This window comes from Streptomyces sp. CNX435 (assembly GCF_059570575.1).
This window is the reverse complement of record NZ_JCANTA010000002.1, coordinates 482,439-498,268: the sequence shown is the minus strand read 5'-3', so window position 1 is coordinate 498,268 and position 15,830 is coordinate 482,439. Positions and strand designations below refer to the sequence as shown.

Here is a 15,830-nt window from a genome sequence, read left to right as displayed (position 1 = left end):
CGTTCGGGTGACATGCGTCCACCGTCCCGTACGGGTGTAGCTCCGACGCCCGCCCAGGGAGTGACCGGGGCCGTCGCTGCCGTGATACTGGGCAGGCCAGACCCGATCGTGACCGGGCGCGAACGCCACCGGAGGTACCCATGCGAATGCTCATCAACGTGCCGGAGACCGTGGTGCCGGACGCTCTGCGCGGCCTGGCCGCCGCCCACCCCGAGCTGACCGTCGACGTCGAGAACCGGGTGGTGGTGCGGCGGGACGCGCCCGTCACCGACAAGGTCGGCCTCGTCTCCGGCGGCGGCTCCGGGCACGAGCCGCTGCACGGCGGCTTCGTCGGCCGCGGCATGCTGGACGCCGCCTGTGCCGGCGAGGTCTTCACCTCGCCCGTCCCGGACCAGATGACGCGTGCCGCGGCGGCCGTGGACGCCGGCCGGGGCGTGCTGTTCATCGTGAAGAACTACACCGGCGACGTGCTGAACTTCGACATGGCCGCCGACCTCGCCCAGGACGAGGGCATCCAGGTCGCGAAGGTGCTCGTGGACGACGACGTCGCCGTGACCGACAGCCTCTACACCGCGGGTCGCCGCGGCGTCGGCGCGACGCTGTTCGTGGAGAAGATCGCCGGGGCCGCCGCCGAGGAGGGCGCGCCGCTGGAGCGGGTGGAGGCGCTGGCCCGCCAGGTCGTGGAGTCCTCGCGCAGCTTCGGCGTCGCGCTGAGCGCGTGCACCACGCCCGCCAAGGGCAGCCCCACCTTCGACCTGCCGGACGGCGAGCTGGAGCTGGGCATCGGCATCCACGGCGAGCCGGGCCGCGAGCGGCGGCCGATGATGACGTCCCACGAGATCGCGGACGTGGCGGTCGACGCGGTGCTGGACGACCTGCGGCCGACGGGCCCGGTGCTGGCGCTCGTCAACGGCATGGGCGCGACCCCGCTGATCGAGCTGTACGGCTTCAACGCCGAGGTGCAGCGGGTGCTGGCGGAGCGCGGCGTGGCGGTGGCCCATACGCTCGTCGGGAACTACGTGACCTCGCTGGACATGGCGGGCTGCTCCGTCACGCTGTGCCAGGCGGACGAGGAGTTGCTGCGGCTGTGGGACGCGCCGGTGCGCACCCCGGGGCTGCGCTGGGGCGTCTGACGTCGGTTGCGCCGGTTGCCCGGCGGCGAGCGGGGTCCGCACGAGAAGGTACGAGAAGGGATGCGGCACGTGCTCGACGCGGAATTCTTCCGCCGCTGGATGCTCACGGCGGCGGCGGCGATCGATCGGGAGGCCGACCGCCTCACCGAGCTCGACTCGGCCATCGGCGACGCCGACCACGGCGCCAACCTGAAGCGCGGCTTCACGGCCGTACGGGCGGCGCTGGCGGACGAGCCGCCGCAGACGCCGGGCGCGGTGCTGGTGCTCGCCGGGCGGCAGTTGATCTCGAAGGTCGGCGGCGCCTCCGGGCCGCTGTACGGCACGCTGCTGCGCGGCACCGGCAAGGCCCTCGGCGACGACGCCGAGGTCACCGACGCGGCGCTGCGGGCGGCGCTGGACGAGGGCGTGGGCGCGGTCGCCAAGCTCGGCGGCGCGGCTCCCGGCGACAAGACGATGCTCGACGCGCTGGTGCCGGCGGTGGCGGCGCTGGGCGACGGCGGCTATGCCGCCGCGCGGACGGCGGCGGAGAAGGGCGCGGTGGCCACCGTTCCGCTGCGGGCGCGCAAGGGCCGGGCGTCGTATCTCGGCGAGCGCAGCATCGGGCACCGGGACCCGGGCGCCACGTCGTCGGCGCTGCTGATCGGCGCGCTGGCCGAGACCGCGGAGGCGGTGACCGGTGGCTGAGGGCCCGCTCGTCGGCCTCGTGCTGGTCTCGCACAGCGCCGCCGTCGCCGAGTCCGTGGCCCGGATGGCGGTCGCGCTGGCGGGCGTGGACACGGTGGCAGTCGAGCACGCGGGCGGCACGGCCGACGGCGGCTACGGTACGGACGCGGACCGCATCGCGGCGGCGGCGCGGACGGTGGACCGGGGCGCGGGCGTGGGGCTGCTGGTGGACCTGGGCAGCGCGGTGCTGACGGTGAAGTCGCTGGTGGAGCACGAGGAGTTGCCAACCGGGGCGCGGCTGCTCGACGCGCCGTTCGTGGAGGGCGCGGTGGCGGCGGTCGTCACGGCGTCCACGGGGGCGGGCCTGGACGCGGTCGCTGCGGCGGCGCAGGAGGCGTACGGCTACCGCAAGAAGTGAGCGGGGCCGTGGCGCGTGGCGCAGGGGTGTGTTGCGGTGGCGGATGCGGCTGCCGTTGCGGGTGCGCCGGGGCGTTCCGGTGGGAAGGACAGACGGGGATACGGACGGGCGGCGCCGGCGTGCGCCGCGGGAGTCGGCGGCGCACGGAGGCGTCGCGGGACACGAAGGGGCGGGACCGTGAAGATAGCCGTGTTCGGTGCCGGCAGCATCGGCTGCCACCTGGGCGGCATGCTGGCCGAGGTGGCCGACGTGACCTTAGTCGGCCGGCCGGCGGCGATGGAGGCGCTGCGCTCCCGCGGCCTGACGCTCACCGGCGGCGGCCGGGCGGGGCGCCGCGTCGCACCGGCCGAGATCCGCCTGGCGACCGGGCCGCAGGCCGCCGCGGGAGCGGACTACGTTCTGGTCACCGTGAAGTCCGCGGCCACCGCGCAGGCCGCCCGCGAGCTGGCCGGCCACCTGGCCCCCGGCGCGACTGTGGTGAGCTTCCAGAACGGGCTGCGCAACCCGGGCGTGCTGCGCGAGGGGCTGCCCGGCCGGACGGTGCTCGCGGGCATGGTCCCGTACAACGTGGTGCAGTCCGCCCCCGGGGTGTGCCACCAGGGCACGGCGGGCGTGCTGATGGTCGACGGGGGCGAGCGCTCGGCGCCGCTGGTGGCGGCGATGGCGCAGGCCGGGCTGCAGGTGGAGCAGCGCGACGACATGCCCGAGGTGCAGCACGCGAAGCTGCTGATGAACCTCAACAACGCGATCAACGCACTGTCCGGGCTGCCGCTGAAGGAGCAGCTGGGGCAGCGCTCGTACCGCGCGTGCCTGGCGCTGTGCCAGCGCGAGGCACTGGCCGCCTTCCGCGCCGCGGGGCTGGCCCCCGCCCGGCTCGGGCCGGCGCCCCCGGGGCTGACGCCGCTGGTGCTGCAGCTGCCCGACTGGCTCTTCCGGCGGCTGGCGGCGGCGACACTGCGCGTGGACGCGCAGGCCAGGTCCTCGATGTGGGACGACCTGCAGCGGGGCCGGCCCACGGAGATCGACACGCTGCAGGGCGAGGTGACCGCGCTGGCGGCACGCCACGGGGTGCGGGCGCCGGTGAACGCGCGGCTGGTGGAGCTGGTGCGGGAGGCCGAGTCGCAGGACGCGGGCGAGGCACGGCGGTGGAGCGGCGCGGAGCTGCTGGCGGAGCTGCGGGCGGCGGGCGGCAGCGACGAGGGGGGCGGCTGACGGCGGCGGCGCGGAACGCGGCTGAGTGGGGCGGACATCCCGTACGGGGTCGGGTGTACGGGCGGGAGTACCCGGGTCGGCCGCGGCCGACGGGAGGGCCTGGGAGGCGCCGGTCATGCGGTTCGGTGCCGCGAGCCGGGCGGCCCGAGTCGTTGCGCTCCGTGACCTGAGCCGCGTGCGGCGGGGCGCGGGGACACGTGCCCGATGGCGCGGGCGCCCGGCGTGAGTCCGCGGCTGGTGCGGGCGTGCTACGCGCTGGGGTGCGGCCGCTGGCGTGCGGTGCGCGCGGGCTACGTCGCCGCTGGGCTCACGGGCGTGCGTGCGGTGGTACGGCCACCCCCGCGCCCGGGTCCGCCGTCTCCGCGCCCGGGTCCGCCGCCCCCGCGAACCACGTCGGGCCGTCCGACAGCGCCAGCCGGATCCGGTGCCGCGCGAACTCCTCCAGCTCCGCCGGCAGGGCGTCCGGGGCGAACCAGCCGACCTCCAGCCCCTCGTCGTCGTTGACCCGCGCCTCGCCGCCCGTCGCCCGGCAGCGCAGCGAGATGTCCATGAACTGGCACCTGTCCCCGTTGGGGTACTGGATCGGGTCCAGCCCCTCCACCAGCACGACCCGCTCGGCCGTGCAGACCACACCGGCCTCCTCGTGCACCTCGCGGACCGCGGTCCGCGCGGGCTGCTCGCCGGGCTCCGGGATGCCGCCGATGATCGACCAGCGCCCGGTGTCCGCGCGCCGGTGGAGCAGCACCCGGCCGTCGTCGTCGACCACGACGGCGCTGACGCCGGGGAGGAAGAGAAGCTGCTGGCCGGCGGTCGCGCGCAGCTCGCGGATGAAGTCGGGTGTCGCCATGACGGTAAGCGTAAACGGCCGCGGAGAGCGGTCGGGAAACCTGCCGTGACCTGTCGGCTACGCCTCGGCGGCGCCGCCGGCGAGGGGGTGGCGCAGGCGGTCGCGGATGGCGCGTACCGCGTCTTCGGCGTTGTCGACGGTGATCGTGAAGTCGTGGCCGTTCACCAGCCGCAGCACCAGGCCCTCACCGCGCCGGACGACTACCGCGGTGCCCTTGCCGGGGCGCCAGCGGTAGCCCCAGCCGCCCCAGTGTCGGGGGGTGACCTGCGGCGCGAACTCGGCGGTGAGCACCTCGGTCAGGAGGATGCGGCGGCGCGGCAGGCCGAGGTGCCCGCAGCGGATCTCCAGGGAGTGGTCGTCGACCCTGACGGCGACGTGGACGAAGGCCACGGTGCCGGCGAGGATGAGCAGGCCGGCGGCGATGCAGCCGACCACGGACATGACCAGCGGGGCGAGCCCTCCGGTCCACGGTGCCGCGAGGGCCAGTTCGATGCCGAGGGCCATGCAGGCAGCGCCGATGAGGGCGAGCAGCCACTGCACACGGTTCGTGGCCCGCCCGGTCCAGACCTGGGGGCGGTCGTCCTTCATGTCTCCGAGAGTACGCCGGCCGGACGGTACCGGCAGTCCGCCCGCGGCTATCCGGGTACGGCCCCGGAGCGGGCCGGGGCGCCGTGCAGCAGCCGCCCCTCCGCGTACCCGAGGGCGGCGGGCGGCAGGGTGCCCGGGCGGCCGCTGAGGAGGACGGTGAGGGAGCCGGAGGGCGCCGCGGCGGGGTCCGGCTCGGCGCCGATACGGCGCAGGGCCTGCCCGGCGACGGCGCCGGCGGAGCCGTGCAGCGCCACGGGGGGCGCGGCGGGCTGCCGCACGGCGGTGCGGATGCGCTCGCCGACCAGCTCGTAGTGGGTGCAGCCGAGGACGACGGCGGTGACGTCGCGGGGGGTGCGGGCGGCGGCTACGGCGAGGGCGGCGTCGACGCCGGCCTCGTCGGCGTGCTCGACGGCGTCGGCGAGGCCGGGGCAGGGCACTTCGGTGGCGGCCACGCCGCCGGCGAAGTCGTGGATGAGCCGGCGCTGGTAGTCGCTGCCGGTGGTGGCGGGCGTCGCCCAGACGGCGAGCGGCCCACCGCCGGCGGCGGCGGGCTTCACGGCGGGCACGGTGCCGACGACGGGCAGTGCGGGCTCCAGCTCCGCGCGCAGCGCGGGCAGGGCGTGCACGGAGGCGGTGTTGCAGGCGACGATGAGCGCGTCCGGCCCGTGCGCGACGGCGGCCCGCGCACAGGCGAGCACCCGTTTCCCCAGATCCGCGGGGTCCCGGGGCCCCCAGGGCATGCCGTCGGGGTCGGAGGACAGCACCAGGTCGGCATCGGGCCGCAACCGCCGCACGGCGGCGGCGGCGGGCAGAAGCCCGAGCCCGGAGTCCACAAGCGCGATCTTCACGCCGGCAACTGTAGCCTCCGGCCCGGGCGGGACGACCTCCGGCCCGGCCGGCGGCCCGGGGCGTACGGCGTCGCGCCCTTGCGGAAGCGGTGCCGGCCGCGAACGGGGGTCGGGCCCTCCCGGGCCGGGGCGGCAAAGCGCCCAAGCCCACCGGGGACGGGCGCACGACGCGCGGTCGCAGCAGCGCGAAGCGCCCGCGGCGGCACCGGCGCCCACGCCGCGCGGCGCTCGCCGCCCGCGGGCGACAGGCCGCGGCGCGCCCGGCCGCCGCGGCGACGCACCGATACCCCCGGCGCCACACAGGCGCACGACGTGATGCACCCCATCTCCCCCACCACCCCCGGCGAGCCGACCCCGCGGTGCTCGCCCCCGCCGGGGCGCCGCGGGAGACTTGCCCGCGTGACCCTCCTGTCGTGGATCGCGGTGCTGTCCCTCCTCGCCTGGGCCTGGCTGCTGCTCGGGCAGGGGCTCTTCTGGCGGACCGACGTGCGGCTGCCCGTGCGGACCCCGCCCGCGCGGTGGCCCGTCGTGGCCGTCGTCGTGCCGGCGCGGGACGAGGCCGGGGTGCTGCCGGACAGCCTGCCGTCGCTGCTGGCGCAGACGTATCCGGGGCCGGCGCAGGTGTTCCTCGTCGACGACGGCAGCACCGACGGCACCGCCGCGACCGCTCGCGCGCTCGCGGCGCGGACCGGGGACGGCGCTCTACCGCTGACCGTGTCGTCGCCCGGCGAGCCCCCGCCCGGGTGGACCGGGAAGCTCTGGGCGCTGCGGCACGGGATCGAACAGGCGCACCGCGCGGGCGCCGAGTACCTGCTGCTCACCGACGCCGACATCGCCCACCGGCCCGAGAGCCTGCGCGAGCTGGTCGCCGCGGCCGAGGCCGGGGGGTACGACCTCGTCTCGCAGATGGCCCGGCTGCGTACGGCCACCGGCTGGGAGCGGCTCGTCGTCCCCGCGTTCGTCTACTTCTTCGCCCAGCTCTACCCGTTCCGCTGGGTCAACCGCGCCGGCGGCAGGACCGCCGCCGCGGCCGGCGGCTGCGTGCTGCTCAAGGCGGACGCCGCCCGCCGGGCGGGCATCCCCGAGGCGGTGCGCGGGGCGCTGATCGACGACGTGTCCGTGGCGCGCGCCGTCAAGCGCGCCGGGGGGCGGATCTGGCTGGGGCTGGCGGACCGGGTCGACAGCGTGCGTCCGTACCCGCGGCTGGCCGAGCTGTGGCGGATGGTCTCGCGCAGCGCGTACGCCCAGCTGCGGCACAGCCCGCCGCTGCTGGTGGCCGTGGTCGCCGGGCTCGCGCTGGTCTACCTCGTGCCACCTCTGGCCCTCGCCGCCGGGCTCCTCGGCGGCGCGCCCGCCGCCGCGGTCGCGGGGACGCTCGCGTGGGCGGTGATGGCGGGGACGTACCTGCCGGTGCTGCGGTATTACGGACAGCCGCCGTGGGCCGCCGCGTTGCTGCCGTTCACCGCCGGTCTGTATCTCCTCATGACAGTGGACTCGGCCGTACGGCACCACCGCGGCAAGGGGGCCGCGTGGAAGGGTCGTACGTACGCGTGAGCTACGCATTTCCTACGCGCGAGTAGCCCGACTCCCCCCGTCCACCTGGCCTTTACAGAATCTCAACACCGCAAGAAGCCCGATTTCCCCGTGTTCACTCGTATTGATGAGGGTCGGTCACTTCGAACACGCAAAACAACCTTCTTATCGGTCTCCCCAACGACCACATCGTGGGCTTAACTTATGCGGTATGACCTCCCCCCGCCCGTACGGCGGCGGCTACTATGCCGCGCCGGCCTTCCCGGACACGCCGGCCTTCCCGGCCACCCCGATCTACGACAGTTTGGTCGAAGAGCGGGGTACCCCCCAGATCGCCCCGATCCGGGTTCCCTCGTACGACACCGGCCACCACCTGCCGGCCCTGCCCGCGCCCCGCGCCGCGCTGCCGCCCGCCCCGGTACCTGCGCCGGCCCCGGCCCCCGCGCCGCCCGTGCAGCATCATCCGCACACAACCCACACCCCGGCGTACGGCGGCCACCAGCCCGCCCCCCAGCCGGCCCCGCCGCAGCCGTTCATCCCGCAGCAGTCGCAGCCGCGCTGGGACCAGGGGTACGAGCAGCCGCGGCCCCAGCCGCAACAGCCCCGCCCGCAGCAGCAGTCGGCGCCGCCGCCCGGGTACGAGGCCATGCGGCCCGTCGCGCCGCGGCCCGCGCCGCCGCAGCAGGCGCAGCCCGCCCGGCCGGCGTCCCCGCAGACGTACACCGACCAGTACGCCCGCCCGTACTACCAGGACGGGGAGCGCTACTGACCACGGGCCGTCCCTGAGCATTGGCCGGCCGACCCCGCCGCGCGCGCTACGGTGGTGCCTCAGCCAAGCCGACGCACGAGGTGGGGGCAGAGCAGGACATGGCACAGGGCTCCGTCCAGGTCACGCACACCGGCGCCGTACGGGGGGCCGGGCGGTGGCGCCGGCGCACCGGGGAGTACGGGTCGCTCGCCGCGGCCCTTGAGGCCGCGGCCGACGGCGACGTGCTGTCGCTCGCCCCGGGCACGTACCGGGAGAACGTCGTACTGGAGCGGGCGGTGACGCTGCGCGGACCGGGCGGCGCGGTGGGCTCCGTCCGCATCGCGCCGGCCGACGGCGTGGCGCTGACCGTCCGGGCGTCCGCGGTCGTCGAGGGGCTGCACGTCGAGGGGGAGGACGCGGCGGTCCCGGCGGTGCTCGTGGAGGCGGGCCGGCCGGAGCTGACCGGGCTGCGGGTCGTCACCCGCTCCGCCGCGGGCATCGAGGTGCGCGGCGACGCCCGGCCGACGGTCCGCCGCTGCGCCGTCGACAACCCGGCGGGCACGGGGGTCACGTTCGCCGACGGGTCCGGCGGCGCGCTGGAGGGCTGCGAGGTACTGGCCGCCGGGCGCAGCGGGGTCGCGGTGCGCGGCGGTGCGAGCGCGCACCTGTCGCAGTGCCGCATCCACCACGCGGGCGGCGCCGGGCTGCTGCTCACCGGCGAGGGCAGCACGGTGGAGGCCGTGGGCTGCGAGGTCTACGAAATCAAGGGCGCCGGCGTGCAGTTGACGTCCCGCGCCTCCGGGGAGCTGACGGACTGCACGGTGCACCGCACCTCCGGCGACGGCATCTCGCTCGACACGGAGGCCGTCGTCAGGCTCACCGACTGCGAGGTCCACGACGTCCCGGAGAACGCGGTGGACCTGCGCTCGCGCGCGCAGGCGCGGCTGGCCCGGGTGACCGTGCGCCGCTTCGGGCGCAACGGCCTGTCGGTGTGGGACGCGGGCACGCGCGCCGAGGCCGCGCAGTGCGAGATCCACGACAGCACCGGCGACTATCCCGCGGTATGGGTGAGCGACGGTGCCGCGGCGAAGTTCACCTCCTGCCGGGTGCACGACGTGCCCGACGCGCTCGTCGTCCTGGACCGCGGCTCGGCGGTCGAGGCGAGCGACAGCGACCTCGCGCAGGTGCGCGGCACGGCGGTGTCGGTGAGCGACGGCGCCACGGTCGCGCTGGAGCAGTGCCGGATCCGGGACGCGGCGACCGGCGCGTGGTTCCGCGACCACGGCAGCGGCGGCACGGTGCGCGACACCACCGTCGACTCCGTCGCCTCCGGGATCATCGTCACCAAGGGCGCCGACCCCGTGGTCGAGGGCTGCACGATCACCTCCCCCACCGAGGCCGGGGTGTTCGTCTCGGCCGCCGGCCGCGGCTCGTTCACCGGCTGCCGGGTCACCGGCAGCCTCGGCTACGGCTTCCACGTCATCGACGGCTGCCGTACGGCACTGGCCCGCTGCCGTACGGAGCGCTGCGCGCGCGGCGGCTACGAGTTCGCGGACGCGGGCCCCGCCGCCCCCGAGGGCTCCGGCGGCGGCGGGGCCCTCGGGGGCATCGAGGACTGCACGAGCGACGAGAGCGCGGAGACGGCGAGCGCCCGCCCCACCGTGCCCGCCGCCCGCACCGAGCCGGAACCGGACGGCCTGCTCGGCGTGTTCGCGCCGCAGCCGGCGGGCCCGGCGGGCGGCGCGCGGCCGGCGGCCGAGGCGCAGGCCCCGGCGCGGCCCGCCCGGGAGGTGCTGGCGGAGCTGGACGCGCTGGTCGGGCTGGAGAACGTCAAGCGCGAGGTGCGGGCGCTGACCGACATGATCGAGGTCGGCCGGCGGCGCCGGCAGGCGGGCCTGAAGGCCGCCTCGGTCCGCCGCCACCTGGTCTTCACCGGCTCCCCCGGCACCGGCAAGACGACGGTGGCGCGGATGTACGGCGAGATCCTCTCCTCTCTGGGGGTGCTGGAGCGCGGCCACCTGGTGGAGGTCTCCCGGGTGGACCTCGTGGGCGAGCACATCGGCTCGACGGCGATCCGCACCCAGCAGGCGTTCGAACGGGCCCACGGCGGTGTGCTGTTCATCGACGAGGCGTACGCGCTGGCGCCGGAGGACTCCGGCCGCGACTTCGGCCGCGAGGCCATCGACACGCTGGTGAAGCTGATGGAGGACCACCGCGAGTCGGTCGTGGTGATCGCCGCCGGGTACACCACGGAGATGGAGCGGTTCCTGGCCGTCAACCCCGGGGTGGCGTCGCGCTTCTCGCGCACCATCACCTTCGGCGACTACACCGCGGAGGAGCTGCTGCGCATAGTCTCGCAGCAGGCCGAGGAGCACGAGTACCGGCTCGGTGACGGCACCGGCGAGGCGCTGCTCAAGTACTTCACGGTGATCCCGAAGGGCGCCGGCTTCGGCAACGGCCGTACCGCACGGCAGACGTTCGAGGCAATGGTGGAGCGGCACGCCGGCCGGGTGGCACAGCTTCCGGACCCCACGACCGACGAGCTGACCCTGCTCTACGCGGACGACATCCCCGCGCTGCCCTGAGCCGCCGCTTCGCCCGCGGTCTCCGGCTCCCCCACCGGCTCCCGCTCCCCCGCCGGCCGCGGAACCCGCCGCGGCCACTCCTCCGGGGCCGCCGCGGGCACGACGGCGATCCGGTCGAGCAGTTCGGCGCGTTCGGCGGCGAAGGCCGGGGCGGCCTGGTAGTCGGAGTGCGCGTTGATCGCGGCGGGGAGCGGGTGTTCGGGCGTGCGCTCGTAGGCCAGCGGGTCCCTCAGCGGCTTGCGGTCGACGTCGCTGGACCGCCCGTCCGGCGACGTGGGCCGCACCGGGCCGCCGATGGGGTCGGTCAGCCGCCACAGGTTGCGCCAGGCGTGGGTCTCCTTGTCGAGCGCGGCCAGCGCGCCGTCGCCGAAGTACGCGGGGAACCACCGCCCGTAGAGCCGGCGCAGCGGTGATCCGTACGTCAGCAGCGCCACCCGGCCGCGGATGTCGGGGTCGAGCTGCCAGACCGCGGCGGCGGCGAGCACGCTGCCCTGGGAGTGCCCGGAGATGACCAGGCAGCCCCCGGTACGGGTGGTCCAGGTGCTGGTCCGCCAGGCGAGGTCGGGTACGGCGCGCTCGGCGTAGCAGGGCGGCGCGAAGGGGTGGGCGGCGCGCGGCCAGAAGGTGCCGACGTCCCACAGGATGCCGATCGTGCGGCGCGACTTGGGATCCCGGTACGCCTGCCGGCCCATGGCCAGCAGCAGGATGACCCCGGCGCCCATCATCCAGGAGCCGAGCGCCTGCCCGGTCTGGGCCAGCCCGGGCAGCGGGCCCGGGGCGCCCTCGGCGGCCCTGCCGGGCACCTCGTCGGTGAGCCAGGCGCCGAGCACGGCGCCCGCGCCGAGGACCAGGGTGGCGAGCGCCGCGGCGCCGATCGCGGTCGGCGCGTCGTCGGTGAGCCGGGCGCGGGCGATGGCGCCGGCGATGCGGCCGGTGCGCGGGTCGTTGTCCTCGGTGTAGCGGTGCTCGGTCGGGTAGAGCCCGGCCACTTCGGTGGCGAGCCGGCGGCGCAGCACCCACATCCGCCCGGCGCCGGCCACCGCGAGCAGCAGCACCAGCAGGGCGACCAGCGGTATGACCGTGGCCTGCCAGGACAGCACCACGGGCGGGCCGGCGAACGGACCGCTCTCGCCGGGGGTGGCGCCGCGGTCCAGCCAGTCGGCGACGCGCTGGGCGAGGCCGCCGGAGAAGACCCCGGCCACGGCGCCGGCCAGCACCGCCACGCACGCCCCACCGAGGCCGCGCAGGGCGGGCGACCCGCCGGTGGCGCGCCGCTGGAGCACCAGGCCGGTGAGCGCGAGACCCGCCGCGAGGACCCCCTGCGCCACGGCCAGGCCGCCGAAGACCGACGTGCCGGGCAGCCGGCCGGAGGAGACCCAGTCGGGTCGGGACCAGGCCGTGTGGACGAGCACCGCCGCCAGCAGCGCGAGCGCGGTCAGCGGCAGGGCCCGTACGGTACGGCGGTCCTCGCCCATGTCCGGCTCCGCCTCCGTACGCCCCGAGCGGCACACCAGGGCGACGACGGCGACCCAGCCGGCGGCGACCAGGGCCGCGAGCACCCAGCCGGCGGCCCGGAGACCGCCGCCGGTGTCGTCGTCGGCCGCGGCGGTGACGGGCAGGAGCGCGGAGGCGACGGCGAGCAGCCCGGCGGCGGTGTGCGCCGCCCGCAGCCGGGCCACCAGCCGGCGCCCGTACCAGAAGCCGGGCAGCGACAGCGCGGGCTGCTCGCCGACGCCACCGCCGGCCGCGGCGGTGCGCGGCGCGGGCTTGGCGGACTCGTAGATGCTCCAGGTGCGCCGCGACAGCCACCACAGCAGCGCCGTCAGCAGCACGGGCACCAGCGCGGCCAGCGCGAGCCGCCGGCCGGGGGCACCGAACCAGCCGCCGGAGTCGGCCGACATGAAGCCGAGCCACGACTTGCCGGCGACGCAGTGGGCGCTGCCCGCGCACTGCCAGGCCAGCAGGTCGAGGGTCACCTCGCCGGCGGCCAGCACGAGCTGCACGGTGAGCGTCAGCGCGAGGAGCCGCACCAGTACGTCGTACGCCCGCTGCGCGCCGTGCCACGACGGGGCCGCGGGCCGCATCCAGTGCGCGAGGTTCGCGATCATGAACGGCAGGAGGAGCAGCCACAGCGCGCGGGCGCCGTTGCCGGAGGTCAGGTTCGACCAGCAGTACGCCTCCTGCACCGGCTCGGTACGGGATCCGCCGCCCTCTCCGCGCCGCTCCCCCGCCGCATCCCCTGCCGCGTTCGCCGCGCGGACGTCACCCGTGCGGCGGTGGATGCCGGCCGTGCGGTCGCCGGTGACCAGCTCCGTACGCGGATCCCGCAGCATCTCCTGCGGCGTCGCCCCGCCCACGCCGTGGACCAGCAGCTCCAGCGCCGGCTGCGGCGCCGCATCGCCCGATCCGCCCGTCGTACCCCTGGCGCTCAGCGCCTCCGGCTGCATGCCTCTCGCCCCCCGTGCCGTCATGCGTCAGTGCCGGGAACCAGCATCCCGGGATCCGCCGTCCGGTGCAGCTCCCCGCGCGGGAGGCGACGCAGAATCGTGACGCGGCGTTCCCTTCCGTGGCCGAACACCCGCGGCTCCGTGTCGTACCCGCGTGGGAGGATGACCGGGACAAGCGACCCCGGTGCGAAGGGCGGACGCGTGAGCGACAACCAGAACCTGCTCGCGGAGCAGCGCCGGGCCCTCATCCTGGACGAGGTCCGGCGCCGCGGCGGGGTGCGGGTGAACGAGCTGACGCGCCGTCTGAACGTCTCGGACATGACCATCCGGCGCGACCTCGACGCGCTCGCGCGCCAGGGGGTCGTGGAGAAGGTGCACGGCGGCGCGGTGCCGCTGGCCGAGGCGAGCACGCACGAGCCGGGCTTCGAGGCCAAGTCCTCGCGGGAGACGGGCGCGAAGGAGGAGATCGCCCGGGCGGCGGCGCAGCTGGTGGCGCCGGGCGCCGCGATCGCGCTCTCCGGCGGGACGACGACGTTCGCGCTGGCGCGGCATCTGGTCGAGGTGCCGGACCTGACGGTGGTGACCAACTCGGTGCGCGTCGCCGACGTGTTCTACGCCGCGCAGCAGTCGGGGGCGCGCGGCACGACGGTGGTGCTGACCGGCGGGGTGCGGACCCCGTCGGACTCGCTGGTCGGCCCGGTGACCGACCAGGCGATCCGCACGCTCCACTTCGACGTGCTGTTCATCGGGGTGCACGGCATATCGGTGCAGGCAGGGCTCTCCACGCCGAATCTGGCGGAGGCGGAGACCAACCGCCATCTGGTACGGGCGGCGCGGCGGGTCGTGGTGGTCGCCGACCACACCAAGTGGGGCACGGTGGGCCTGAGTTCGTTCGCCTCGCTGGACGCGGTGGACGCGCTGGTGACGGATCCGGGGGTGCGCGCTGAGGCGCGCGCGGAGATGGCCGAGCATCTGCCGGAGCTCGTGGTCGCGGGCGAGCCGCAGGAGCCGGCGGAGGGGTGAGCGGGCCGGCGCCTCAGCAGGTCCAGTGGCCGGTGGCCAGGAAGCCGTCGAGGTGCGCGGCGTACGGGCCGATGTCGAGGCCCTGTTCGGCGAGCCAGCTGTCGGAGTAGTACTTGTCGAGGTAGCGGTCGCCCGGGTCGCAGATCAGCGTGACGACGCTGCCGCGTCGGCCGGCGGCGACCATCTCCCCGACGATCTTCAGCGCGCTCCACAGCCCGGTGCCGGTCGAGCCGCCCGCGCGGCGGCCGATGGCCCGCTCCAGGGCGCGGACGGCCGCCACGGTGGCCGCGTCGGGGACCTTCATCATCCGGTCGATGGCCGCGGGCAGGAAGCTGGGCTCCATCCGGGGCCGGCCGATGCCCTCGACGCGTGAGCCGCTGTCGCAGGTGACCTCGGCGTCGCCGCTCTCCCAGCCGGCGAAGAAGCAGGAGTTCTCCGGGTCGGCGACGCAGACGCGGGTGTCGTACTGCAGGTAGCGCACGTAGCGGGCGATGGTCGCGGACGTGCCGCCGGTGCCGGCGGTGGCGACGATCCAGGCGGGCTCGGGGAAGCGTTCCAGGCGGAGCTGGGTGTAGATCGACTCGGCGATGTTGTTGTTGCCGCGCCAGTCCGTCGCCCGCTCGGCGTAGGTGAACTGGTCCATGTAGTGGCCGCCGGTCTCCTCGGCCAGCCGGGCCGACACCTCGTACACCGTCCGCGGGTCGTCCACCAGATGGCAGGTGCCGCCGTGGAACTCGATGAGGCGGGTCTTCTCCCGGCTGGTGGTGCGCGGCATCACCGCGACGAAGGGCACGCCGATCAGATCGGCGAAGTACGCCTCGGAGACGGCGGTGGAGCCGGAGGATGCCTCGATGACGGGCTTGCCGCGGCGGATCCAGCCGTTGCACAGCCCGTAGAGGAACAGTGAGCGCGCGAGGCGGTGCTTGAGGCTGCCGGTGGGGTGGGTGGACTCGTCCTTGAGATAGAGGTCGATGCCCCACCGCTCGGGCAGGGGGAAGCGGAGCAGGTGGGTGTCGGCGGTGCGGTTGGCGTCGGCCTGCACCTTGCGGACGGCTTCCTGCAGCCAGGCACGCGCCTCGGGGTCGCTGCGGTCGACGTCGAGGGTGGGGCGGGTGGGGAGGGCGCCGCCGGGCGTGGCGGCCGGGTGCTGTGCGCTGGCGGTCACGACCCGATCATATGCGGGGCCTCTGGCCACCCCGGCCGGTCGTGGGCACACTGGCAGGAGTGCTGGTACCGCCCGCGGCTGCGGGTGGTGCCGCCCATGCGCGCTTCATCGCTCCAGGGGGAGCGCTGTGGGGGAGCCGAGGAGGGTCGGCGTGGCGGAGACGGAGTACACGGCTCGCGGGGTGCGGATCGGGCGCTGGTTGCGCTCACTGACCCGGGCGGGGCAAGTGCATATCAAGGACGGGCGGCTGGAGTTGCTCACCAGCTACGGCACCCAGATCGACAGCGCCCCGGTACAGGAGGTGCGTGCGGGCCGGCCGTGGTTCGGCCGCGGCGACCGGGCACTGGCGTCGGTCAACGGCAGGCAGTACGTCCTGACGCTGACCGGTGAACGGGACGCGGGCAAGGAGTCCGGGACCAAGGCGGCCGGCCGCTTCCTCGAAGCGGTACGCGCTGCGCGCGGCACGGCGGACTTCGGCTGACGGACCCGCTGCGCGGCAGGCGGAGGCAGACGTACGGCCCCACGGCGGCCCGACGCCGCGGGATGGCGTGAGACGTACGGCGCGACATGCCTGGGCCCCGCGCGTGCGCGGCCGGGCAGCGGCTACGCCGCGTGCCGCC

At 75.9% G+C, this 15,830-nt stretch carries 14 protein-coding genes; 9 read left to right on the top strand and 5 right to left on the bottom strand.

Going from position 1 to position 15,830, the window contains the following annotated elements:
- Nucleotides 1–140 precede the first annotated feature (140 nt).
- The 4 genes from dhaK (at nucleotide 141) to T328_RS05510 (ending at nucleotide 3,426) form a co-directional block, all read left to right on the top strand.
- Nucleotides 141–1,133: a dihydroxyacetone kinase subunit DhaK gene (dhaK, locus tag T328_RS05525; protein ID WP_496494717.1), complete on the top strand. Its 993-nt coding sequence runs from the start codon at nucleotides 141–143 to the stop codon at nucleotides 1,131–1,133.
- Between the two features lie 60 nt (nucleotides 1,134–1,193).
- Nucleotides 1,194–1,817, top strand: coding sequence for a dihydroxyacetone kinase subunit DhaL (gene dhaL, locus T328_RS05520; RefSeq protein WP_496494716.1), 624 nt, complete (start codon nucleotides 1,194–1,196; stop codon nucleotides 1,815–1,817).
- The gene (locus T328_RS05515) at nucleotides 1,810–2,214 is read left to right on the top strand and encodes a PTS-dependent dihydroxyacetone kinase phosphotransferase subunit DhaM (RefSeq protein ID WP_496494715.1); all 405 of its coding nucleotides are present in this window, start codon (nucleotides 1,810–1,812) and stop codon (nucleotides 2,212–2,214) included. The genes dhaL and T328_RS05515 overlap by 8 nt, the downstream gene beginning before the upstream one ends.
- 177 nt (nucleotides 2,215–2,391) lie before the next feature.
- Entirely contained in the window at nucleotides 2,392–3,426 is a 1,035-nt protein-coding gene (locus T328_RS05510; protein WP_496494714.1) for a 2-dehydropantoate 2-reductase, read from the top strand.
- A gap of 307 nt (nucleotides 3,427–3,733) precedes the next feature.
- Here the strand turns inward: T328_RS05510 and T328_RS05505 are convergent, their stop codons facing one another.
- From T328_RS05505 to T328_RS05495, 3 genes are read right to left on the bottom strand one after another with little or no spacing between them, the layout of a single operon-like run.
- On the bottom strand, nucleotides 3,734–4,273 hold the full coding sequence (locus tag T328_RS05505) for an NUDIX hydrolase (protein WP_496494713.1): 540 nt from the start codon (nucleotides 4,271–4,273) through the stop codon (nucleotides 3,734–3,736).
- A gap of 57 nt (nucleotides 4,274–4,330) precedes the next feature.
- Nucleotides 4,331–4,861 carry a hypothetical protein gene (locus T328_RS05500; protein ID WP_496494712.1) on the bottom strand — a complete coding sequence of 177 codons (531 nt, stop codon included), beginning with the start codon at nucleotides 4,859–4,861 and terminating at the stop codon, nucleotides 4,331–4,333.
- A 47-nt stretch (nucleotides 4,862–4,908) separates the two neighbouring features.
- The gene (locus T328_RS05495; protein ID WP_496494711.1) at nucleotides 4,909–5,709 is read right to left on the bottom strand and encodes a glutamate racemase; all 801 of its coding nucleotides are present in this window, start codon (nucleotides 5,707–5,709) and stop codon (nucleotides 4,909–4,911) included.
- A 399-nt stretch (nucleotides 5,710–6,108) separates the two neighbouring features.
- Between T328_RS05495 and T328_RS05490 the strand changes: the two genes are divergently transcribed.
- The 3 genes from T328_RS05490 (at nucleotide 6,109) to T328_RS05480 (ending at nucleotide 10,575) form a co-directional block, all read left to right on the top strand.
- Nucleotides 6,109–7,263, top strand: coding sequence for a glycosyltransferase (locus tag T328_RS05490; protein WP_496494710.1), 1,155 nt, complete (start codon nucleotides 6,109–6,111; stop codon nucleotides 7,261–7,263).
- 190 nt (nucleotides 7,264–7,453) lie between these two features.
- Nucleotides 7,454–8,011 carry a DUF6643 family protein gene (locus T328_RS05485; protein ID WP_496494709.1) on the top strand — a complete coding sequence of 186 codons (558 nt, stop codon included), beginning with the start codon at nucleotides 7,454–7,456 and terminating at the stop codon, nucleotides 8,009–8,011.
- Nucleotides 8,012–8,109: 98 nt separating this feature from the next.
- The gene (locus tag T328_RS05480) at nucleotides 8,110–10,575 is read left to right on the top strand and encodes a right-handed parallel beta-helix repeat-containing protein (protein ID WP_496494708.1); all 2,466 of its coding nucleotides are present in this window, start codon (nucleotides 8,110–8,112) and stop codon (nucleotides 10,573–10,575) included.
- Here T328_RS05480 and T328_RS05475 read toward each other — a convergent pair.
- The gene (locus tag T328_RS05475; RefSeq protein WP_496494707.1) at nucleotides 10,545–13,022 is read right to left on the bottom strand and encodes a hypothetical protein; all 2,478 of its coding nucleotides are present in this window, start codon (nucleotides 13,020–13,022) and stop codon (nucleotides 10,545–10,547) included. The two genes, T328_RS05480 and T328_RS05475, sit on opposite strands and share 31 nt — an antisense overlap.
- 201 nt (nucleotides 13,023–13,223) lie before the next feature.
- On the opposite strand from T328_RS05475, the gene T328_RS05470 reads away from it, so the two are divergent.
- Nucleotides 13,224–14,045, top strand: a complete 822-nt coding sequence (locus T328_RS05470; protein ID WP_496494706.1) for a DeoR/GlpR family DNA-binding transcription regulator — start codon at nucleotides 13,224–13,226, stop codon at nucleotides 14,043–14,045.
- A 13-nt stretch (nucleotides 14,046–14,058) separates the two neighbouring features.
- Here the strand turns inward: T328_RS05470 and T328_RS05465 are convergent, their stop codons facing one another.
- Nucleotides 14,059–15,210: a PLP-dependent cysteine synthase family protein gene (locus tag T328_RS05465; protein WP_496494705.1), complete on the bottom strand. Its 1,152-nt coding sequence runs from the start codon at nucleotides 15,208–15,210 to the stop codon at nucleotides 14,059–14,061.
- A gap of 151 nt (nucleotides 15,211–15,361) precedes the next feature.
- Here T328_RS05465 and T328_RS05460 point away from each other — a divergent pair, with 151 nt between their 5' ends.
- Nucleotides 15,362–15,691: a hypothetical protein gene (locus T328_RS05460; RefSeq protein WP_496494704.1), complete on the top strand. Its 330-nt coding sequence runs from the start codon at nucleotides 15,362–15,364 to the stop codon at nucleotides 15,689–15,691.
- Nucleotides 15,692–15,830 lie beyond the last annotated feature (139 nt).

What these genes read in the sequence shown, in the direction of transcription:
- T328_RS05480 (WP_496494708.1), top strand. Translation starts at nt 8,110, where the DNA reads ATGGCACAGGGCTCCGTCCAGGTCACGCACACCGGCGCCGTACGGGGG.
- dhaK (WP_496494717.1), top strand. Translation starts at nt 141, where the DNA reads ATGCGAATGCTCATCAACGTGCCGGAGACCGTGGTGCCGGACGCTCTG.
- T328_RS05485 (WP_496494709.1), top strand. Translation starts at nt 7,454, where the DNA reads ATGACCTCCCCCCGCCCGTACGGCGGCGGCTACTATGCCGCGCCGGCC.
- T328_RS05500 (WP_496494712.1), bottom strand. Translation starts at nt 4,861, where the DNA reads ATGAAGGACGACCGCCCCCAGGTCTGGACCGGGCGGGCCACGAACCGT.
- dhaL (WP_496494716.1), top strand. Translation starts at nt 1,194, where the DNA reads ATGCGGCACGTGCTCGACGCGGAATTCTTCCGCCGCTGGATGCTCACG.
- T328_RS05505 (WP_496494713.1), bottom strand. Translation starts at nt 4,273, where the DNA reads ATGGCGACACCCGACTTCATCCGCGAGCTGCGCGCGACCGCCGGCCAG.
- T328_RS05475 (WP_496494707.1), bottom strand. Translation starts at nt 13,022, where the DNA reads ATGCAGCCGGAGGCGCTGAGCGCCAGGGGTACGACGGGCGGATCGGGC.